Origin of the sequence: Georgenia satyanarayanai (assembly GCF_900116375.1) — a bacterium.
Classification (GTDB): Bacteria; Actinomycetota; Actinomycetes; order Actinomycetales; family Actinomycetaceae; genus Oceanitalea; species Oceanitalea nanhaiensis.
Genome location: NZ_UETB01000008.1, coordinates 135,645 through 155,556, shown reverse-complemented (window position 1 = coordinate 155,556; position 19,912 = coordinate 135,645). Strand labels below are relative to the sequence as shown.

Below are 19,912 nucleotides of genomic sequence, written 5' to 3'. Positions count from 1 at the left end.
ATGCGGTCACGAGAAGAACGAAAGCGAGCCGCGGTCGGCTCCGGCTCTCTCTTCCTGCGCGCCATTTCAGCCAGCCCTCCCCTCAGCGCGACGGGCAGCCGCCTCGGTGTCCTTACCCAGCCACCGGGCTCGCGCGTTCTCGTGACCGCTGATCGCGCGAGGATTCGAGATGGTGCCGCCCTCGTCGTCGGGAAGCGCAAGGGCCGCCAGAAGCCGGTGCAGGGCGAGTCGCTGCTGCCGAGCCTCCGAGACGGCAGGGTGCATGACGATCTGGCCCTGACTGCCGGCCGTCGTCGTTCCGTCCTTCGCGATGGTCGCCGCTAGGAGATCGAGGGTGTCCAGGGTTCGGCACACCTCGGCGAGCAGGTTCAGCTCGCCATCCGTTAGCTCGAAATCCTCGAGGGTTTCCTTCCAGAATCGGCGCCCCCTGGCCTTGAGGCCGACGGGTGCTTTCGGTGTCGTTGTCATTGAATCGGGCCTCTCAGGGGGTCGAAAAATGGTCGTTGCCACCGTCTTGCTTGTCAGAGCCCTCTCCGGCGGTACGAGAGGGACGCCGCTCGGGCCCCCTCCCCTACCCGGGATCGGCGGCTGGGGGACGCGGCCCGCGTCCGTGCTGGAACGATGTCGCGGGCCGCGTCAAGGTCTGTCAGCGAAGCGCGGTCGACCAAGAAGGCGGCTGACTCATGACGACCTTCTCGGGCTGCGGCACGTTGTAGGGGTTTCCGTCGTCGTCGAGAGTGACGCTGGCTCCGGTGTTGAGACTGCGATGAACGGTGATGCGCTTGCCGTCCGGCGTAGTGCGGTGGGTGGTCTCCACTGCTCCGTCCTGCTGTATCCGTGCAAGAGGGCTGGCGGGTCGGGCACTCGACTGGCCGTACCGGGCGAGAGTGTCGGGGTCAGCCATCTCAGCGCGGGCGCGTTCGGCTCGCTGCACGCGCTCTTCCTCGTGGATGGTCTCCGCGAGGGAGTCGGCGGCCCTTGCGACGGGGCGCACGAGGAACTCCGGGACGACTGAGCCGTCGATGTAGCCGGCGACCGAGGTGGGCACGGTGCCCTTACCGGTGAGAGTGGTACCGAGGATGGCCGCGGCCCGTTCCTGGTCGTGGCGGGTGAGGGCGGCACGCTTGCGGACGGCTCCGAGGTGAGCGAGGGCGCGGACCCAAGGCTCTTCAGCGAGGGCCGCCTCAAAGTCGGCGGCGGCCTTCCGCTCGGCGGTGCGGTGCCCTGCCATCTCGGCGTCGGAGCGCTGGAGCACCATGCGTGCCCATGCGCGTTCCTGGTCCGTGGTCGGGGTCTCGGTCGTAGGGTTGTTCTGCTGCTTCGTGGTCATCGGGGGTCTCCTTCGTGGTCGTGCTGGGCCTGGGCGATGCCGTACTCGAGGCGCTTGGCGGCGATGAGCTCGGGGTTTCCGATCTCTTCGGCTAGCTGTAGTTCGGCTTCCTTGCGTGCGAGCTGTGAGGGGTCGTCGTGGTCGGCCGGGTCGCGCGGCTTCATGGCGGCGTCGAGCCCTGCGGCGAACTCGTGGTTGGCGAGCCACGCTGGGCGCGGCCGGAACTCTGCGGGAGTGCTCATGCTTTGATCTCTTCCTGGTTGATGTACTGGCGACGCCATGCCGTGAGCGCGGCGCCTTGGTGGGGGCAGAGGGCGGCGCCGAGGTTGCCGTGCGTGTCGCACGTCCAGCGCTTGCCGTGGGGGCGTCTGCGCACGCGGACCTCTGCCGAGTCGTTGGGGAGTTGGACGATGGCGATCCAGCTCGTGGGGCGTGGTGTGCCGACGAATCGGACGACGGATGAGCGGCTCACGCGCTTACCTCGCATGCGGGATGCGTCGTCTGTCCTCTTTCGATGACGGTCATGGGGAGGCCGCACACCGCGCAGGTGGGCGCCACCGGTTCAACCGGTTCAACCGGAGCCACCGGTTCCCCGGGAGGGGTAAAGCCCATCCGGTGCCAGACCGGTTCGAAGGACACACGCAGGTACCCGCGAGGTCCGACGCCGCCCGGACGGTCGGAGTGGAGGTTGTAGGAGGAGACGAGCATCCGTCCGAGCCGCTGGGCGGTGAGTGCCTTGCCGAACGGGGAAGCGTCGCCCCACGAGTCGGGGTTGTGGTCGATCAGGGCAGGGATGAGGTCCTCCGTGGGGAAGAAGCTCTGACCTGCGGGCCACACCTCACGGATGTTCCGCAGCAGGACGACGCCGGGACGCTCTCGCACCATGCCGTCCTCGCGGTCCTGCTCCATTCGGGCAAGGTCTGCCAGGGCGAGGGCATCGACCACGGAAGGCCAGCGTCCGCCGGCCGCTGCCGCCACACGCTTGAGTGGGGACCACCTTTCCCGTGAACGGCCAACGATCCCCGCGGGCAGCGGCGGTCGCTCCGCCACGACCTGCTCACGGACGAGCTCGGCCCATGCCGCGAGGCTCTCTCCGAGGTCGCGGGCGTCGATGTCGATGAGTTCCCAGTCCGACTCCTCTACCCGGCCCTCGAGGTCGGGGAGCAGTAGGACGCGGATGGTGCGGCTCTTGGTGTCCTCGGGCAGGTTGGGGTTGTTACCTGCCATGACGACGGGTGCGAAGGTGGGCATTTCCTTGGGGTCCCACCCGTCCTTAGTGGGGACAAGCACGGGGCGGGTGCCGCCGCGCTTATATCCGGAGTTCAGGACGGCGAGCAGTTCCGCGACGCCTTCCTTGTCGGGGCTCAGGGACCGGTCCGCCTCGTCGATCAGGACGGTACGGATACCGGAGTCGAGCATCCGAGTGAGGAGTGCGGGCGAGGATAGGGACGCCATCTGCACGGGGTTGAGGCAGAGGCGGGACAGGTGCTCCAGAACGGTGGTCTTACCGGACCCGGGCACCGGGGAGTCGAGGACGAGGCGGGGCGTTGTGTACGTCTCGAAGCACAGGTGGGTGTGTGCCGCCCAGAGCGTGAGCACGTCGAGGTCTTCGTCGTGCATGGTTCGGACGTAGGTGGCGAGCCACTTGCGCACGGCGTCCAGTACGTCTCCACCGGTTCCCTGGGGGGTCCCGGTGTAACCGGTGGAAGTGGTTGAACCGGTTGAACCGGTTGAGATGTCGATCCACGGGTCGTAGTCGAGCGTGCTCATGCGACCCCCCGTTCCTTGAGGGTCTGGCGCTGGCGCTCTGCCCGGTGCCGCTCGCCCCGCCGTTCGCAGAGGACGTCGTAGGGCAGGCCGCGAGCGACGTCCTGCACGGTGGCGTGTGCGCGGCGCTGGATCGCGGACAGGTCGGCCTCGGCGGCGTCGTAGCCCATTTGCCACCCGGCCTGCATGCCGAGCTCGTAGACGGCCATCCATGAGGCGCGTGCGTCGTCGCTCATGGTGCCGAGGTCGTAGGCCACGGTGCGCCCGGTCGCGCTAGTCACGGTGGCCGGCTGCTGGCGCTGCTCGAGGGTCACCATGAGCCGACCCCCTCGGGCACGAGCCGGACGAGGGTGACCTGGGCGTCGAACCCGCGCGCCTCAGCCTTCGTGACCGCGCGCGTGGCGGAATGGAGGCTCAGGAAGAGTCTGCGACGGGTGCGCGGCTCAGAATCCGCCGGGATAGTGACAACTACGGCGTAACCGCTAAGCGTGGCGGACGTGCCGTTGGGTGCTCTGTCCCGGTATGCTGTAGGTGCCTGCCCGGCGAGTTTCTGAGATGCCGTCCCGTTGCCCGCGGGGCGGCTTTCTCGTTCCTGGGTCGCGCTCATGCTGCACCACCACCCGCGGCGGTGAGCTCGACCTCTGCGCGGACGGCCTCAGCGTTCAGTTCGGCAGCCCTGCGGCGGGAGCGCGCCGACTTGAGTGCGAGGCGCTGGAAATGCGCGCGCCGTAGGTGCTCGGCACGCACAGGATCCCCGCCGGCCTGGTCGAGGAACTTCTGGTCTAGCGCACGCCGAGCGGGCGCTGTGCGGGCGGTACGGTCGGGCGTAGCCGCCCACGACTCATGCGCCGCGATCGAAGCACGAAGCTTGCGTTCCGCTTCTGTCATTGCTGGGCACAACCTCTCGGCCGGTCCCAGGTTCGTCGCGGTGAATCTGCGCGAATGTGAGTCCAGCTCGAGGGCGGCGGCGCCAGTGACGGCGACTTACGTTAAGCCCGCAACGGTATTCAGGTGCTCAAAGCATAACGCATCTACAGGGTGATCCCCCGGCGACTCGCCGAGACGTTGAGAAGTCCCTCATCCGCCACGCCTGCCACATTCTCCCCTTCGACGATCTCCGCAGCCTGTCGAGCGAGAGTCGCGATGCGGAAGCGCGGTCGGTGACCACAGCGACCACACCGGGCTTCGGCCCCGCCGCCTCGCTGCGGTTGGCCCGCGATGCGGCGCTCCCGACGCCCGTCGGGGTAGATCTTCAATCGGTCGACGCGCTGCCAGCGCCAGCCGCCACCCTCGATGTGGTCGGGCCACAACTGCATCTCACCCAACATCGCAGCCTTGCCATATCGCGCCAGGCACTGCCCACAGCGAACGGGCACGATGGCTCGTAGCCTGTCGTCACTCACACTCGGTCTCCTCGTCGTAGGTTCTGGGCGGCTTGCCGGGCACGCGCGTCTGCCGCTGACGCTCCGTAGCGCTCGAGCATCACGTCGGAGGTCCATCCAGCGAGGCGCTTGAGGTCGCGTTCCTGCCCGCCGGCCATGAGGAAGTCGTGGGCGAAGGTGTGGCGGAACCGGTGAGGGTGGAGCCCCTCGATGCCGGCGGCGTTTCCGCGGACTCGGATGATCTCGCGGGCGCCGTCTGTGGAGAGGGCGCCGCGTTGCGTGAGGAAGTAGGCGGCGAGGTGGGCGTGCCGGTGTGAGCTGCGGGCGCGTGAGTAGCGGTCGAGGGCGGCGACGGTTCGGGTGGAGAAGTACACGGGCCGCACCTTGTCGCCTTTGCCGCGCACGAGGGCCATGCCGTTGTCGAGGTCGACGGACTCGGTGGTGAGGCCACACAGCTCGGAGACGCGAATCCCTGCGTCCAGGAGAACGCGGATGACGGCTTCGTCGCGGCGATCGTTGAACGCTTTGCCGCGGCACGCCTTGAGGAGCGCCGTCAGTTCGTCGTCGTCGAGGACCGGCACGGGCGTGACCTTGGCGACTGGCTGGGCGATGGTTCGCATCGGGTTGTCGTCGAGCTCGTCCTCGTCAACGAGCCAGCCGGCGAAGCGATGCAGGCCGCGGTAGCGGGTGCGGACGGTGCCGGTTGCCCGCGTCTCGGAGAGGTCGGCGAGCCACTCGCGGATGTTGTCGCGTGTGAGTGCGGCGACTGTGGGGGCGATGCCTTTGGCGGTCAGCCAGTCGGCGTACATGTCGACGGACATGCCGTAGAGCGTGACGGTACGCGGCGCCTTGCCTTCGGCGCGTAGGTGACGCGCGAAGGACTTGCCCATGTCGGTCAGATTCGAACTCACGGACTAGACGTTATCAGGTGAGTGTGCGCTATGCTAGGACCGCCACGCACTCCTACCGGCTACTTTTCCGCAGAATCGCGGCGCTTTCTGGATGGTTGCACCCTCGCCGGCTCGCCGGGCATCTTCGGGTACTCCGGCGGGTACGGCATGTCCCCGTGGCCCTCGGCCTCCTGCTCCGCGTAGAGCTCGAGGAGCGGGGTGAGGTCGTGGGCGACGCCGTCGATCTCGGCATGGAGGTCACCGAGCTCGGCGAAGCGGGCCGGCATGGTGCGGACGGTGAGGTCGCGCGGGTCGACGTCGGGCAGCTCGTCCCAGGTGACCGGCGCGGACACCGGGGCGTGGGCGATCGGGCGGATGCTGTAGGCGCTGGCGATCGTCCGGTCGCGGGCGTTCTGGTTGTAGTCGACGAAGATCGTCTCCCCGCGCTCCTCCTTCCACCAGTTCGTCGTCACCTTCCCCGGCATGCGCCGCTCGAGCTCGCGGCCGAAGGCGATCGCCGCGTGGCGCACCTGGGTGAAGTCCCACTGCGGCTCGATGCGGACGTAGATGTGGACGCCCCGGTTGCCGGAGGTCTTGGGGAAGCCGCGCCAGCCGAGCTCGGCGAGGTACTCCCGCGCGACGGCGGCAACCTCGACGGCGTCGGCGAAGTCGGTGCCCGGCTGGGGGTCGAGGTCGAGGCGCAGCTCGTCGGGGTGGTCGACGTCCCCGCGCCGCACCGGCCACGGGTGGAAGGTGATGGTGCCGAGGTTCGCGGCCCAGGCGACGGCGGCGAGCTCGGTGGGGCACAGCTCGTCGGCGGTGCGGCCGCTCGGGAAGGCGATCTCGACCGTCTCGATCCAGTCCGGCACCCCCTTGGCGGGCACCCGCTTCTGGTAGAACGCGTCACCGTGCGGGTCGCTGCGGGTGGCTCGCTTCATCCCCTCCCGCACGCCCTTGGGCCAGCGCTCGAGGGTGACCGGCCGCTCGTGGAGCGCGCGCAGGATCCCGTCCCCGACGGCGAGGTAGTAGTCGACGACCTCGCGCTTGGTGATGCCGGGCTCGGGGAAGATCACCCGGTCGCTGCTGGTGATCCGCACAGGCCGGCCGGCCACGTCGATCTCGACGGCGGGGCTCTTCGTCGGTGCCATGGCCAGACGCTACCGCCCTCACCCGCTGCGGCCCACCGTTCGGCGGCAGGCGAGGTGCACGGCCCCTTGGAGGAGGCCCGCACCCTGACGGATGCGGGCCTCCTCGGCAGGCTGCCGCTGGTGTGTCAGCGCGTCATCACGGAGCGCGGCGGACGCCGAGCGTGTCGGTCCCGTCGCCGTTCCAGTCACCGACGTAGACCTCGTCACCGGTGCGCCCGTAGGTCTGCACCAGGTCCGGGTCCCCACCGTTGAGGCTGTTCTTCACGTGGTAGGTCGCCCCGCGGCGCACCGCGAAGGTGTCTACCCCGTCACCGTCCCAGTCCCCGGCGAGGACGGTGTCCCCCGCCCGGCCGTAGGTGATCACCGCGTCGGCGTCGCCCGCCGTCACGCTGTTCCTCACGTGGTACGTCGCCCCGCGGCGCACGGCCAGGGTGTCGCCGCGTCGTCCGTCCCAGTCCCCCACGACGACGGCGTCATCCGCCTTGCCGTAGCGGACGACGACGTCGGCCGGGCCGCCGCTGATGCTGTTCTTCAGGTGGTACTCGTTGCCGCGTCGCACGGCCAGCGTGTCGATGCCGTCACCGTCCCAGTCGCCGACGAGGACGACGTCCCCGGCGCGGCCGTAGGTGAAGGTGCGGTCGGCGTCGCCGCCGCGCTGGGCGTCGGACACGTGGAACTCGCGACCGCGGCGCAGGGTGATGGTGTCGGTCCCGTCCCCGTCCCAGTCCCCGATGAGGACCTCGTCGGTGAACCGGCCGTAGCGGAAGACGTGGTCGGCCCACGCGTCCCAGCCGTCGTTGAGGAAGAAGCCCGTGCGCGGGGGCGCCGGCTCCTCGGGCATGCCGGGCACCTCGGGCTCCGGCTCCTCCGGCCAGCTCGGGGGGTTCTGGGCGCACGAGTCGTCCCACTCGGTCTCCTCGCTGATGCCGGTGCACCGGAACAGCGAAGGATTGGTCTCCTCGGGCGAGCGCCACGCCTGCGCGGCGTCCTCGTAGTCCGAGGCCAGGGCGAGCAGCTCCGCCTCGCTCCACGCGGTGCCGAGGAAGACGATGTTGACCGGGCGGCGGTTGTTCGCCGCATAGCCGGCGGGCACGCTGACGGAGGGGTAGCCGGCACTTGCCGCCGTCCCGGTCGTCGCCGAGGCGGAGACGATCGCCTCGACGTCGTTCTCCTCGAGCGCGGAGTCGATCGCCTCGCGCGACTCGCTCACGAGCTGGTCACGCTGAGCGGTGTACTGGGCGTAGGTGTCCGGGTCCTCGAGGTCGACCTCCTGCGAGGCGAGCAGCAGGGTCTGGCCGAACTTCAGCGCGGCGTCCGCGTGCTCGGTGTTGTACTCGATGATGTCGCTCAACGTCTTCATCGGGGCGTCCGCGGGCAGCCGGGACAGGTAGGCGTTGATGTCCCGCTTGTACTCGCTGGTGAGGATGCTCCCGGCGGAGGAGCGCCCGACCTGTACCGGCACGAGCGTGGCGCCCTGCTCCTCGAGCGTCTCCAGGGCCGCGGCGTAGACGGGGTCGTCGGACTCGACGTACCCGAGGCGCGTGCCCTCCAGGGCCGTCGTCGACAGCGACTCGGTGAAGTCGACGCCGACGCTCGGGTTGCCCGCCGTCGCCGGGTCCTCCGGGTCGACGGTCACCATGCCGGTCAGCAGCGCGGCGGCGTCGTACACGCTGCGCGTCATCGGCCCGGCGGTGTCCTGCGTCGCCGAGATCGGCACGATGCCCGTCCTGCTGATGAGCCCGACGGTCGGCTTGATGCCGACGTTCGAGTTCGCCCGGGAGGGGCTGAGGATCGAGCCGGACGTCTCGGTGCCGACGGTGACCGTGGCCAGCGCGGCGGCGGCCGCGGAGCCGGACCCGGCACTGGAGCCACTCGGACTCTGGCTGGCGTCGTAGGGGTTGAGGACCTGGCCACCGAGGGAGCTGTACCCGCCCGGCATCCCGCTGGTCATGAAGTTGGCGAACTCGGTGAGGTTGACCTTGCCGAGGATGATCGCCCCGGCGTCCTCGAGGGCAGCCGTCACCGGCGCGTCGGCGGCCGGGTAGGAGTCCGCGAGGGCCACCGAGCCGGCGGTCGTGGCCATGCCGGCGACGTCGATGAGGTCCTTGAGCAGCACCGGGATGCCGTGGAGCGGCCCGTGCACGGTCCCGGCGGCGCGCTCGTCGTCGCGCTGTGCCGCCTGCTCGAGGGCGGCCGGGTTGATGGACCGCACCGCGTTGAGCGCCGGCCCCTCGATGCTCAACGCCTCGATACGCTCGAGGTAGGCCCGGGTCAGCTGGACCGAGGTCAGCTCACCGGCGGCGAGGGCGGCCTGGATCTCCTGGATGCCGGCCGTGGCGAGGTCGAGGGGGATCTCCTCGTGGACCGACGTGGCGGCGATCGCGGGCGTGGGGGCGGCGAGGGCTCCCGTGACCGGCACGGCTGCGACGGCGCACGCGGCGAGCACGGCTGCCGACACGCGCGTGACGGCTCTGCGTCTGCTCGGTGGGTTTGACTGCAACTCGACATGCATGGGCATCTCCCTGAGTCGTCGGCCGCCACGCGCGACCGTTGACCGGAAGCATGCTCGCCGTCCGTTTCGGGCGTGTGAGCCCTTGTTTCCAACACGTGACGAGCAGCCGGCGGCATCAGGGCCGGGCCGGCGGCATCAGGGAAGGGACAGCTCCCGCAGCTGCCGACGGGACGTGATGCCGAGCTTCCCGAAGATGTTGCGCAGGTGGGCCTCGATGGTGCGCGGGCTGAGGAACAGCTGGGCGCCGACCTCGCGCGACGTCGCGCCGGTGGCCACCAGCCGAGCGATGTGCAGCTCGTGGGGCGTGAGCGTGTCGGTCGGCTGGCTGGACCGCTTACGTGGGTACTCCCCGGTGGCCTGCAGCTCGCGGGCCGCGCGAGCGGCGAATGCCTCGGCACCCATCTCCGAGAGGCTCTCGTGGGCGGCCCGGAGCTGCTCGCGGGCGTCCTTGCGCCGGCCCTCGCGGCGCAGCCACTCACCGTAGACGAGGCGGGCACGGGCGGTGTACGCGCCCATCCGGCACCCCTGGAGGTGGTGGATCGCCTCGCGGTAGTGCTCCTCGGCCCGGGCTCCGGTAGTCGTCAGCGCTCGCGCGCCCGCCGCCGTCCCCAGGGCCCACCGCGTACCGCTCGCCGCGGCGCGGGAGGCGATCTGGTCGACCGCGGACGCCGCCAGTGCAGGCTGGCCCGCACGGGCGCACGCCTCGACGTACTCCGGGAGGCTCGAGCTGCTGAGCGCCAGCTCCGGCGACCCGCAGGCCCGGATCGCGGCCTCCTGCGCAGCCGGATAGTTGCCCAACCCGTTGTGGAGGACCGCCAGGGCGTACTGGGCCTGGGCGGCGTCCGTGCTCCCGTCGGGGTAGGCAGCGTCCTCGGCGGTACTGACGGTGAGGGCAGTCGTCGCGGCCTCGTCGCCCCGCCACGCTCCCAGGATGACCCGTGCGTGCGGGAGCTGGACACCACCGGTCGCCTGTGTGATCGCCGACGCCTCCGCGGCCAGCTCGGCCGCCCGGACGAGCTCCCCCATGAGGACCGAGGTGATCGACAGGAGGTTGAGGGCGGTGGGGAGCGCCGCGAGCGCCCCGGTGGCGCGCGCCCGCTGGACGTTGCGGGTGGCCAGGGCGTGGACGAGCTCGTCGTCGAGGAGCCCCACCGCGGTGCGCCCCGCGAGCCACAGCCAGGCGTCGTCGTGGCGGCCCGCCTCGGAGGCGGTGTGGACGACGTCCCGGAACGCCTCCAGGGCGCGCCGCAGCGGCGGCACGCCCGTCGCGTACCCCTGCGTCAACGCCGTCGCGAGGCCGTCGAGGAGGAGGTCCACCGGCCGGGCCGGGACCTGCGGGGCGGGTGCGGCCTGCACCGCCTCGGCGATGCCCACCGCGTCCCCGCCGTTGAGGATGGCGGCGTCGAGAGCGTGGAGGTGGGTCTCGCGGGAGAGCGCCGGATCGAGCGGCGCGAGCATCCGGGCCGCGTGCAGGAGCATCCCCGGCGCCTCTCGGTCCCGTCGCAGGTGGAACGCGACCTGGGCACGCAGCAGCTCGAGGCGGGCGCGGTCCGAGACGCCCAGCGGCCTCGCCTCGGCGACCGTCACGAGCTCCAGTGCGGCCTCCGGCGCCCCGGCCCCGTACTTGGCCTGCGCCGCCTCCAGGGCTCGCCGTGCTCGCTGGGCGGGCTCCGGGGACAGCTCTGCGGCCTCCTGGAGGAAGGCGGCCGCGGCAGCCAGCCCGCCGCGGTCGCGTGCCCGGGCGGCCATGCGCTCCACCTCACCGGCGACCTCCTCGTCGACGCCGAGCACCGCCCGTGCGCGGTGCCACGCGAGCCGGTCCGGATCACGGGCGGGGTCGGTGGCGGAAGCAAGCGCACGGTGCGCACGACGACGGTCGGCGGGAGTGGCGACGCCGTACACGGCCGAGCGCGCGAGCGGGTGGCGGAACCGCACCCGGCTCTCGATCTCCAGCAGCCCGGCCGCCTCCGCCGGCGCGGCTGCGTCGACCGCGATCCCCAGGTGCGCCGCGGCACGCCACAGCAGGGACACCTCGCCCGTGGGCTCGGCCGCAGCCACCAGCAGCAGCTGCTGGGTCTCGACCGGCAGGCCGCTCGAGCGACGCCGGAAGCTCTCCTCCACGCGGCGGGGGACGTTCGCGGGGTCGGGCAGCTCGAACCCGCCGGCCAGCTGTGCGGGCGGCGCGCTCCGGGGAAGCTCCACCAGCGCCAGGGGGTTGCCGCGCGACTCGGCGAGGATCCGGTCGCGGACCCCGGCGTCGAGCGGGGCGTGCACCCCGGAGCTCAGCAGTGCGCGTGCCTCCTCGTCGCTGAGCGCTCCCACGCGCAGCTCGGGCAGGCCGGCGAACACGCCGGCCGCCGGGCCGTCACGCACCGCGACGACCATGGCCACCCGCTCGGCCGCCAGGCGCCGCGCGACGAACGCCAGCACCTGCGCCGACGCCTCGTCGAGCCACTGGGCGTCGTCGACGAGGCACAGCAGCGGCCTCTCCTCGGCGGCCTCGGCGACGAGGTTGAGCACCGCCAGGCCGACGAGGAAGCGGTCCGGCGCGGCACCGGCGTGCTGACCGAAGGCCACCTCGAGGGCGGTCCGCTGCGGCGCCGGCAGCGGGCCGACCTCGCTCAGCAGTGGCGCGCACAGCTGGTGCAGGCCGGCGAAGGCGAACTGTGCCTCGGCCTCCACCCCCACCAGGGTCTCCGCCCGGAACTCGGGGCCGGCCGCGTCACGGGCGTGCTCGAGCAGCGCAGTCTTGCCGATCCCGGCCTCGCCGCGGACGACGAGCGTCCCGCTGCGTCCGGACCTGGCCAGCGCGAGGAGCTGCTCGACCGCGTCACGTTCCGCGCGCCGGCCCACGAGGTGCATCAGGTCCGGCCTCCATCCGCGTCCGACCGAGTCCGCCCTACGTAGCTCTTACCGACGCGAACACTACCCGGCCGACCCGTCGCGCCCGGCCGGAACGGTGGCCCTGGCCGGCCCGACGCCGCAGGTCGACGCGCTGCGGACCCGGTTCCGCCGCGGTCGGTCCGTGCCCGCGCCAGGTGGCGCGACGGCGGTGGGTCCCACCGACGCGAAGACACCACCGGCGGTGCGAACCTCCACCTACAGCACCCACACCGACCCAGGAGGTCACCATCATGGAACACCAGCTCACCGACAGGACGGCCGCATCGACCACGCGCGGCCTCCTCGGGGGCGCCGCCGCCGGGCCCGTCGTCGAGGTCGAGTCACTGAACGTCGACTACGGCGACTTCCGGGCGGTGAAGGACCTGTCCTTCCAGGTGCAGCGCGGAGAGCTGTACGCCCTGCTCGGCACGAACGGCGCCGGCAAGACCTCGGCGCTGGAGGTGATCGAGGGACACCGCACGCCCTCCTCCGGCACGGTGCGGGTGTTCGGCAAGAGCCCCACGGACCGTGCCGCGGTACGTCCCCGGATGGGGATCATGCTCCAGGAGAGCGGTTTCGCCGCCGACCTGACGGTCGCCGAGTCGATCCGGCTCATCGGCCGGCTCACCGGCCGCTCGGACACCGTCGAGCGGGTGCTCGGCGCCGTCGACCTCACCCGCAAGGCCGACACCCGCGTGGAGCAGCTGTCCGGGGGCGAGAAGCGACGTCTGGACTTCGCCACCGCCGTCTACGGACAACCGGAGCTCATCATCCTCGACGAGCCCACCACCGGCCTGGACATCCAGTCCCGCGACGCCCTCTGGGACGTCGTCGAAGGGCTGCGGGAGGACGGCTCGACCGTCATCCTCACCACGCACTACCTCGAGGAGGCGCAGCAGCGCGCCGACCGCATCGGCCTCATGCACCGGGGCACCTTCCGCCACCAGGGCACCGTCGCCGACCTCACCCGCACGCTGCCGGCGTCGATCCGGTTCACCCTGCCCCCCGACACCCCGACCCCGCCGCTGGCGACCGCCCCGGCGGGCGACGCGGCCTACCAGCTGGAGACCTACCAGCTGCAGCGTGAGCTCAAGCGGCTCCTCGACTGGGCCGAGAGCAACGGCGTCGAGCTGCTCGACCTGTCGGCCGCACCCACGCGGCTCGACGACGTCTTCCGGGCCATCGACTCCGAGCCCGTCCCCTCCTGACCCTGACCCCGCTACACCGACAAGGACCCCTCATGTTGACCATCGCCCGCAGCGAGCTCATCCAGCTCTTCCGGGACCGCACCGCGCTGTTCACCAGCCTGATCATGCCGCTGGCCGCCAGCATCTTCTTCATCTACAACCGCGACCTGTTCGCCGACGCGGGCGGCTCCGGCTACATCGCCGTCCTGCTCATCTTCACCCTCGCCGGTTTCAGCCTCTACGCCACCGTGGTGACCACCCTCGCCGCCCGCCGGCAGAACCTCTTCCTCAAGCGACTGCGGTCCACCGCCGCCACCGACTCGGCCATCGTGTCGGGGCTGGTGCTCCCGATCACCGTGATCTCCCTCGTCCAGGTCGGCCTCGTCCTCGTGGCGTTCGCCGTCGTCAGCGACGTGCCGGCCAACATCGCGCTCCTGGTGGTGGCCAGCGCCGCCTCCTTCGCCATGATGCTCGGCCTCGGGATGGCCACCGCCGGGGTGACGAGCTCCTCCGAGCGGGCGCAGATCACCACGCTCCCGGTCAGCCTGGGCATCGTGGCGGTCGCGATCTGGGTGGGCGTCACCGGCGCCGAGGAGCTCGCGCTGCTCAAGCGGCTGCTCCCGGGCGGGGCAGCCACCGAGCTGGTGGTCCACGCCTGGAACGGGGGCTACCCGCTCAGTGACTCGCTCCTGCTGCTCGCCCCCACCCTCGCCTGGGTCTGGGTCGCCGTCGCGCTGGCCACCCGGTTCTTCCGCTGGGAGCCGCGCCGATGAGAGCTGCACCGACGAGTGGCCCGAACACGATGCCCGTCCCGGCCGACCGGACACTGGCGGAGGACCTGCTCCTCCTCCTGTTCCAGCCCGGGTCGGGAACGATCGCCGGCGAGGGCACCCTCTCCTACGTGCTCGCCGGTGCGGTGCTCGCCGAGCTCGGGCTGGGCGGGCACGTCCGCGCCGGGACGGGGCGGATGGGCTCCACGACCGTGTCTGCGGTCCGGGACCGCCCGCCGGCGGACCACCTGCTGCGCGACAGCTGGGACTACGTCTCCGACAAGCCCCGCGGCGTGCAGACGGTCCTGCCGGCGACCGGCCCCACGCTGCGGGGGCCGCTGCTGGACCGTCTGGTGGAGCGCGGTGACCTCCGCCGCGGCACCCGCAGGGCGCTCGGACTGTTCTCGGTCCGGGTGCTCGAGGAGGGCGCCACGGGCCGTCGGCCGGCGCTGCTCACCGAGCTCCGCGCCGTCCTCGTCGACGGCGCCGCCCCCACCCCGCGCGTCGCCGCACTCGCCGCGCTGCTCCACGCCAGTGGCACCCTGCCCCAGCTCCACCCGCACCTTCCGTGGACCGGGCCGGTGATCGCCCGCGCGGAGGCGCTCAAGGACGGCCGCTGGGAAGCCGGTGCGGCTGCCGAGGCGGTGAGCCGCAGCGTGATGGCCTACCTCGTCGCCGTCAGCGCCGCCGCGTCACCACACGCCTAGCGGGGCCGGACGCGCGGCATGGCGATGACCGACCGTCACCGGGCCTGCCCGGCGAGGCCACGCAGGCGCTCGAGCGAGCGGCGCACGTCCTCGAGGGGGCCGGTGCCCTCCGGCGGCTCGGCCGTGAGGATGGCGTCCTGCTCCAGGACGTACCAGCCGTCGAAGCCGGCGGCGTCGAGGGCGCTGACGATGGCGGCGAAGTCGACGTCGCCGGTGCCGACCGGCGTGTAGATGCCCTGGCGCACGGCGTCGGTGTACGTCGTCTCCCCCTGCTGGACGCGGCGGGCCAGGTCCAGGCGCACGTCCTTGACGTGCACGTGGTTGATGCGGGCGGCGTGCTCGGTCGCCAGCGCCACCGGGTCGGTGCCGCCGATGAGGAGGTGGCCGGTGTCCAGGCACAGCGGGACCGCGGACCCCTCGAGGACCCGGCGGACCTCCTCCTCCCCCTCGACCATCGTCCCCACATGGGGGTGCAGGCTGGCGCGCACGCCGCGGGAGGCGGCGAGCTCGGTCAGCCGGTCGAGGTTGCGCAGCAGCGCGGCCCAACCCGCGTCGTCGAGCGCGGGACGCTCGTCGTAGCCGTCCTGGCCCGAGGCCGCGGCCAGGACGAGGACGTCCCCGCCGGCCGCCTCGAAGCTGTCGAGCTCGCGGTCCACCTCGGGCACCGGGTCGTGGCCCGGGTCGTGCAGGACGACCGGGACGAAGGCGCCGACGGCGGCCAGGTCGTAGGGAGCCAGCGCCCGCGCCCGCTCGGCGGGCGCCTCGGGCAGCCAGCCCTGGGGGCCGAACTCCGTGGCGGTGATCCCCAGCCCCGCCATCTCGGTGAGCACGCGGTCCGGGCTCAGCTGGTGTCCCCAGCCGGGGACCTCGCACACGCCCCAGCTGATGGGGGCTCCGGCGATCCTCATGGGTGGCTCCTCGTCGTCGCGGTCGTGGGCAGGCGGACCCGCTCACCGGTGGCGGCGCTGCGGGTGGCGGCGTCCGCCAGCACGAGCGCGGCGCGTCCGTCCTCGATCGTGGGCGAGGGCGCCCGGCCCGTGCGCACGGCGTCCACGAAGTGGCCGAGCTCGGCGCTGTAGGCCGCGGCGTAGCGCTCGAGGAAGAAGCCGAGGTACGGCCCGGAGGCACCGGTGCGTGTCGCCGAGGAGTGACGCACGGAGGTGGCGCCGGGGTTGACCGCCTCGAGCGCGCCGAGCGGGCCGAAGGCCTCCAGGCGCTGGTCGTAGCCGCTCGCGCAGTGCCGGGAGTTGATGATGGTGGCCACCGCCCCGCTGGCGGCGACGAGGGTCGTCACCGCGCCGTCGACGTCCTCCAGGTGGGCGAAGGCCGGGTCCAGGCGCTGGCCCACGGCGCTCACCTCGACGATCTCCCCGAGGAAGTACCGGGCCATGTCGAGGTCGTGGATCGTCATGTCGCGGAAGAGGCCCCCGGAGGTGCGGACGTACTCGGGCGAGGGCGGTGCGGGGTCGCGGCTGACGATCGTCAGCTGCTCCACCGGGCCGATCTCCCCCTGCCGGACGCGAGCGTGGACCTCCGCGAAGGTCGGGTCGAAGCGGCGGTTGAACCCGACCATCACCCGGTCCTCGTGGCCGGCGATCGCGACGACGCACTCGTCCACCCGGGCGAGGTCGAGGTCGACGGGCTTCTCGCAGAGCACGGCCTTGCCGGCGCGCACCGCGCCCACGACCTGCTCGACGTGGACGGGCGTCGGGGAGCCGACGATGACGGCGTCGACGTCGTCGGCCTCGTAGACCGCGTCGATGTCGTGGGTGGCGCGCGCGCCGTGGACGGCCGCGAGCTGCTCGGCGGCGTTGCCGACAGGGTCGTGCACGAGCACCAGCTCGGCGTCGGGGTGCCGGGCGACGGTGGCGGCGTGGACGGTGCCGATCCGGCCCGCGCCGATGACGGCGATCCTCACCATTGGGGGGGTCCTCTCGGGGCGTCGGTGGTGGAGGGGACGCTCGGGGCTCCTGGAGGGTGGCCACGAGCGGCCACGGTGCATCCTTCCACCGACCGGCAACAGAGGACGCCACCGCCCGCGACGGGGACGGTGACGACGGCGAGAGGGTGGGGACGCCCGTCCGGGCGTCCCCACCCGATCAGCGGGAGCGGCGGTGGCGGGCCACCAGGGCCACGGCGCCGCCGGCGACGGCGAGCAGCACGGCGACGAGCACGACCGTGCCGACGTCCGCACCGGTCGACGGCAGCGGACCGCCGGCGGCCGGAGGCGTCGTCGGCTCACCCGGCGTCGTGGGCCCGTCGGTCGGGGCCGGTGACGTCGGCTCCTGCGTGGGCTCCGCCGTCGTCGGCTCCTCCGTGGGCTCCTCGGTGGGGACCTCCCCCTCGACGACGGGGAAGTGCCACGCGTCCACCCCGCCGTCGGCGGCTTGGAAGGACACGAGCACCGAGCCGTCGGCACGCAGCGCGTCGAGGGCGTCGTCGCCGATCTCGACGGTGAGCGTGTCGGTCCCGGGTGCCACCTCGGTCGTCCCGGCGCCGAGCAGCCGGCCACCCATGTCGGGTGCCCACGGCGCCGCGGCGCCGTCCTCCTCCGAGCAGGCGGAGAAGCCGAGCTCGTCACCCTCACAGCTCGACACCCACACCGGCACCATGCCGAGGTCGCCCTGCCACACGAAGGCGCGGACCGTCCCGGCCTCGGTCGCGTCGAGCGACAGCGTGACCGACGGGTCGTCGATCTCCACGTCCGCGACCGTCAGCCCGTGGCTCGCGGGCAGGCCCGAGATCGTCACCCCGCGGACCGCGGACTGGTAGATCGTCTGCGGCGACTCCACGCCCATGAGCGCGGTGTCGGGGATGACCGGGTCGGCGGGCTCGGTGGGCCGGTCGGCGGGCGGCTCGTAGTCGTCGAGGTACGCGTGGCCCCACCGGTAGGGCTCGGACTGCTGGCTGCCGAAGGGCGACCACGCCGTGCGGGTCTCCCCGATGAAGTCCTGGTTGTCCGAGTCGTAGGGCGTGACGTTGAGGCCGAGGAACTGCGGGTCGACGTCGTTCGTCGTCGCGTCACCGGTCGGTGCCGTGCTCGTCGGCCCGACGGCGGCGGGCAGGTTCGCCAGCGGGATCTTCGTCTCCACGGTGTAGGAGCCGCCCGCGTAGCTGCCGTCCGCCCCGCGGGCCACGCTCACCGCGACCTCCTGGCCGGGCGAGTTCGGCGCCTCCTCGACGGTGTCCGCGAGGGGGCCGGAGGAGAAGCCCTGGTGGGCGTCGGCGTCCCTGCTCCAGCAGGGCCCGTCCGGGCCGTTGCCGGCCGCGCCGGTCGGGTCGTCGGTGAAGGGCATGATGCCGGTCTTGAAGGTTGTCGAGGTGTCGCGCGACGTCGCCTGCGGGTCGAGGAGCACCTCGACGGAGTCGACGAGCCAGTGCCCGAAGCAGCGCTCGGGGGTGGCGGCCGCGCTCGCGACGTCGTCGACGACGTGCGCGAGGACGTAGAGGTCGTCCTCGGACCAGGCGAGCCGGGCGTAGCTGCCGGCGCCGCAGTCGGTCCCGTCCGGATCGCACTCCGCGCCCTCCCAGCGACGGCCGATGTCGATCGGCTCGCCGTAGCCGGCGTCCTCCTCGCCGTCCACGGCGGGTGCCTCTCCCGCCTCCGGGACGACGGTGGTCGGGACGACACGCACCACGAGGTTCTCCGTGCTCGTGGAGCCGGCCGTCGTCGTCGTGATCGGCACGTCGACCGTCTGGCCGCCGGGGGCGGACGGGTCGGGGTGCGTGAGGGTGAGCTCCACCGTCGTGTCCTCGCCCGGGGCCAGGTCGGCGAACGGGACGGACGCCGGCGCCACCTCCAGCGGCGCGGGGGCCGTGAGGGTCACTTCCCCGTCCTGCGCCTCCGTCGTCCGGTTGGTGACGACCACAGGGACGGTGATGGTCTCGCCGGCGCCGATGCGGGTCTCCGCCGGGGAGCGGCCGGAGACGTAGGTGAAGGCCTCGGCCCACTCGTCGTACTCGGCGAAGTTGCCCCAGCGCTCGAAGCGGCCCTCGACGCCGGGGACGATGTCGACGCGGGTGTCGTTGTAGGCCGTGACGGTGCCGTTGTCGAAGCGCGCGGCGAGACGGTGGCGCCCGGTGGCGGCGTCCTCGGCCGGCGTCACCGTGAAGGTCACGCCGGACTCCGCGGAGGTGCCGATCGGTCCGAGCCGCTGCGGCTCGCTGACCGTCCAGCCGACGGGGACCTCGAGCGTGACGTCACCGGCGGCGATGGTGCCGCTGCCGGCCCGGCTCTCGACGGTGACGTCGAAGGGCACGCCCGGCGCCTGGAAGTTGTCGGCGACGTCGAAGGAGAAGGTCGAGCCGAGGGGCATGCCGCCGGGGTCGGCGATGACCGAGCCGAAGAGGATGGCGTCGTCGCGGGCGTTCTCCGGGGAGCCGTTCGGCTGGAAGGGCACCTCGGAGTGGGCGATGCCGTAGCGCAGGCACTGCGGCTCCCAGATCCCGGTGTGCTTGGTGCGCGCCTGCGTGGGGTGGGCGCGGTTGCCCTCGCGGCCCACCTGCGCCCACGTCTGCGCGCTACCGGGCTCCTGGCCCTGGACGTTGCCGGGCAGCCACGTGTACGGCGAGGGGTAGCCGCTCCACGTGCCGACCACGGTGAAGGGGTTGGTCGGGGCGGGCACGAAGCCGGCGTTGCAGCTCGGCCCGTCGGTCCCGCCCTCCCCCGCGGTGCTCGCACCGGAGGTGATCACCTTGACCTGCCAGACGTCGACGGCGTCGGGTCCGGTGAGCTGCTCGGGGAAGGCGGTGGGGTCGGCGGCCATCTGCGCCGCCTCCCAGATCACGCGACCGGCGTACTGGTGGTTGCCGTGTCCGGCGGGTGCCGGTGAGAAGCCGGTGAGGATCTCCGGCCTGGTCTGGCGGATGACGTGGACCACCTGGCGCTGGACGCGCTCGGAGCCCCACACCTCCTCGGTGAGGGCCGCGCTGGTGTTGTAGAAGAAGTCGACGGCGTCGATGTTGTAGATGTCGACGGTGCCGGAGCGGTAGTGCGAGGCGCGGTCCTCGTTCTCGCGACGCAGGCCGAGCGCCGGGCCGGCCTCGTCGCCGACGGAGTTCGACCCGCCCTCGCCGCGGGTGAGCATGATGATGCCGCACTGGACGTCGTACCGGTCGTGCCAGACGCCGCAGGGCGTGGTGAAGCCGGCGTCGTCGTCGGGGTGGGCCCAGAGGCCCATGACGTCGATCTTGTTCGGCTCCACCTCCGTGGCGATCGAGGGCTCGTCCACCGTGAGCGGTGGCAGCTCCTCCCCCGCCGCCGTGGGCATGAGGGCGCCGAGCACCAATGCAGCGAGGGCGGCTGCGGCTACGCGTCTCTTCACGAGTACCTCCTG

At 72.3% G+C, this 19,912-nt stretch carries 17 protein-coding genes; 3 read left to right on the top strand and 14 right to left on the bottom strand.

All coding sequences use genetic code 11. From position 1 onward, the window contains the following. Nucleotides 1-66: 66 nt before the first annotated feature. From DSZ44_RS11910 to DSZ44_RS11860, 11 genes are all read right to left on the bottom strand, one after another. Nucleotides 67-468 carry a P27 family phage terminase small subunit gene (locus DSZ44_RS11910; RefSeq protein WP_181424624.1) on the bottom strand — a complete coding sequence of 134 codons (402 nt, stop codon included), beginning with the start codon at nucleotides 466-468 and terminating at the stop codon, nucleotides 67-69. A 178-nt stretch (nucleotides 469-646) separates the two neighbouring features. After that, the gene (locus DSZ44_RS11905; RefSeq protein ID WP_146237535.1) at nucleotides 647-1,258 is read right to left on the bottom strand and encodes a hypothetical protein; all 612 of its coding nucleotides are present in this window, start codon (nucleotides 1,256-1,258) and stop codon (nucleotides 647-649) included. A gap of 68 nt (nucleotides 1,259-1,326) precedes the next feature. Then, entirely contained in the window at nucleotides 1,327-1,572 is a 246-nt protein-coding gene (locus DSZ44_RS11900; protein WP_110852843.1) for a hypothetical protein, read from the bottom strand. After that, entirely contained in the window at nucleotides 1,569-1,802 is a 234-nt protein-coding gene (locus DSZ44_RS18080) for a hypothetical protein (protein ID WP_146237534.1), read from the bottom strand. The genes DSZ44_RS11900 and DSZ44_RS18080 overlap by 4 nt, the downstream gene beginning before the upstream one ends. Next, entirely contained in the window at nucleotides 1,799-3,100 is a 1,302-nt protein-coding gene (locus DSZ44_RS11895; protein WP_110852842.1) for a DUF3631 domain-containing protein, read from the bottom strand. The genes DSZ44_RS18080 and DSZ44_RS11895 overlap by 4 nt, the downstream gene beginning before the upstream one ends. Continuing rightward, complete coding sequence (locus DSZ44_RS11890) at nucleotides 3,097-3,414, bottom strand: hypothetical protein (RefSeq protein WP_110852841.1); 318 nt, start codon at nucleotides 3,412-3,414, stop codon at nucleotides 3,097-3,099. Before DSZ44_RS11890 ends, DSZ44_RS11895 begins: the two co-directional genes overlap by 4 nt. A gap of 714 nt (nucleotides 3,415-4,128) precedes the next feature. Next, on the bottom strand, nucleotides 4,129-4,500 hold the full coding sequence (locus DSZ44_RS11880; RefSeq protein ID WP_110852840.1) for a hypothetical protein: 372 nt from the start codon (nucleotides 4,498-4,500) through the stop codon (nucleotides 4,129-4,131). Further along, on the bottom strand, nucleotides 4,497-5,369 hold the full coding sequence (locus DSZ44_RS11875) for a tyrosine-type recombinase/integrase (RefSeq protein WP_110852839.1): 873 nt from the start codon (nucleotides 5,367-5,369) through the stop codon (nucleotides 4,497-4,499). Before DSZ44_RS11875 ends, DSZ44_RS11880 begins: the two co-directional genes overlap by 4 nt. An 80-nt stretch (nucleotides 5,370-5,449) precedes the next feature. Continuing rightward, a complete protein-coding gene (gene ligD / locus DSZ44_RS11870) occupies nucleotides 5,450-6,517 on the bottom strand; it encodes a non-homologous end-joining DNA ligase (protein ID WP_110852838.1) in 1,068 nt (355 codons plus the stop codon). A gap of 136 nt (nucleotides 6,518-6,653) precedes the next feature. After that, nucleotides 6,654-8,975 carry an amidase family protein gene (locus tag DSZ44_RS11865; RefSeq protein ID WP_258369455.1) on the bottom strand — a complete coding sequence of 774 codons (2,322 nt, stop codon included), beginning with the start codon at nucleotides 8,973-8,975 and terminating at the stop codon, nucleotides 6,654-6,656. Between the two features lie 189 nt (nucleotides 8,976-9,164). Beyond that, the gene (locus DSZ44_RS11860; RefSeq protein WP_110852837.1) at nucleotides 9,165-11,891 is read right to left on the bottom strand and encodes an ATP-binding protein; all 2,727 of its coding nucleotides are present in this window, start codon (nucleotides 11,889-11,891) and stop codon (nucleotides 9,165-9,167) included. 272 nt (nucleotides 11,892-12,163) lie between these two features. Between DSZ44_RS11860 and DSZ44_RS11855 the strand changes: the two genes are divergently transcribed. From DSZ44_RS11855 to DSZ44_RS11845, 3 genes are read left to right on the top strand one after another with little or no spacing between them, the layout of a single operon-like run. Then, nucleotides 12,164-13,120: an ABC transporter ATP-binding protein gene (locus DSZ44_RS11855; protein WP_110852836.1), complete on the top strand. Its 957-nt coding sequence runs from the start codon at nucleotides 12,164-12,166 to the stop codon at nucleotides 13,118-13,120. Nucleotides 13,121-13,152: 32 nt separating this feature from the next. After that, entirely contained in the window at nucleotides 13,153-13,872 is a 720-nt protein-coding gene (locus DSZ44_RS11850) for an ABC transporter permease (RefSeq protein WP_110852835.1), read from the top strand. Next, entirely contained in the window at nucleotides 13,869-14,576 is a 708-nt protein-coding gene (locus DSZ44_RS11845) for a GOLPH3/VPS74 family protein (protein WP_258369454.1), read from the top strand. Before DSZ44_RS11850 ends, DSZ44_RS11845 begins: the two co-directional genes overlap by 4 nt. 35 nt (nucleotides 14,577-14,611) lie before the next feature. Here DSZ44_RS11845 and DSZ44_RS11840 read toward each other — a convergent pair whose 3' ends face one another. The 3 genes from DSZ44_RS11840 to DSZ44_RS11830 all read right to left on the bottom strand — a co-directional run bounded on the left by DSZ44_RS11840 (nucleotide 14,612) and on the right by DSZ44_RS11830 (nucleotide 19,900). Beyond that, complete coding sequence (locus DSZ44_RS11840; RefSeq protein ID WP_110852834.1) at nucleotides 14,612-15,484, bottom strand: TIM barrel protein; 873 nt, start codon at nucleotides 15,482-15,484, stop codon at nucleotides 14,612-14,614. Next, the gene (iolG, locus tag DSZ44_RS11835; protein WP_110852833.1) at nucleotides 15,481-16,497 is read right to left on the bottom strand and encodes an inositol 2-dehydrogenase; all 1,017 of its coding nucleotides are present in this window, start codon (nucleotides 16,495-16,497) and stop codon (nucleotides 15,481-15,483) included. Before iolG ends, DSZ44_RS11840 begins: the two co-directional genes overlap by 4 nt. A 178-nt stretch (nucleotides 16,498-16,675) precedes the next feature. Beyond that, nucleotides 16,676-19,900, bottom strand: coding sequence for a sugar-binding protein (locus DSZ44_RS11830; RefSeq protein ID WP_220035177.1), 3,225 nt, complete (start codon nucleotides 19,898-19,900; stop codon nucleotides 16,676-16,678). Nucleotides 19,901-19,912: the final 12 nt, after the last annotated feature.

Excerpts from the sequence above, each read along its gene's own strand:
- DSZ44_RS11875 (WP_110852839.1), bottom strand. The coding sequence starts at position 5,369 with ATGGGCAAGTCCTTCGCGCGTCACCTACGCGCCGAAGGCAAGGCGCCG.
- DSZ44_RS11855 (WP_110852836.1), top strand. The coding sequence starts at position 12,164 with ATGGAACACCAGCTCACCGACAGGACGGCCGCATCGACCACGCGCGGC.
- DSZ44_RS11850 (WP_110852835.1), top strand. The coding sequence starts at position 13,153 with ATGTTGACCATCGCCCGCAGCGAGCTCATCCAGCTCTTCCGGGACCGC.
- DSZ44_RS11860 (WP_110852837.1), bottom strand. The coding sequence starts at position 11,891 with ATGCACCTCGTGGGCCGGCGCGCGGAACGTGACGCGGTCGAGCAGCTC.
- ligD (WP_110852838.1), bottom strand. The coding sequence starts at position 6,517 with ATGGCACCGACGAAGAGCCCCGCCGTCGAGATCGACGTGGCCGGCCGG.
- DSZ44_RS11845 (WP_258369454.1), top strand. The coding sequence starts at position 13,869 with ATGAGAGCTGCACCGACGAGTGGCCCGAACACGATGCCCGTCCCGGCC.
- DSZ44_RS11910 (WP_181424624.1), bottom strand. The coding sequence starts at position 468 with ATGACAACGACACCGAAAGCACCCGTCGGCCTCAAGGCCAGGGGGCGC.
- DSZ44_RS11890 (WP_110852841.1), bottom strand. The coding sequence starts at position 3,414 with ATGGTGACCCTCGAGCAGCGCCAGCAGCCGGCCACCGTGACTAGCGCG.
- DSZ44_RS11895 (WP_110852842.1), bottom strand. The coding sequence starts at position 3,100 with ATGAGCACGCTCGACTACGACCCGTGGATCGACATCTCAACCGGTTCA.
- DSZ44_RS11840 (WP_110852834.1), bottom strand. The coding sequence starts at position 15,484 with ATGAGGATCGCCGGAGCCCCCATCAGCTGGGGCGTGTGCGAGGTCCCC.
- DSZ44_RS11900 (WP_110852843.1), bottom strand. The coding sequence starts at position 1,572 with ATGAGCACTCCCGCAGAGTTCCGGCCGCGCCCAGCGTGGCTCGCCAAC.
- DSZ44_RS11905 (WP_146237535.1), bottom strand. The coding sequence starts at position 1,258 with ATGGTGCTCCAGCGCTCCGACGCCGAGATGGCAGGGCACCGCACCGCC.
- iolG (WP_110852833.1), bottom strand. The coding sequence starts at position 16,497 with ATGGTGAGGATCGCCGTCATCGGCGCGGGCCGGATCGGCACCGTCCAC.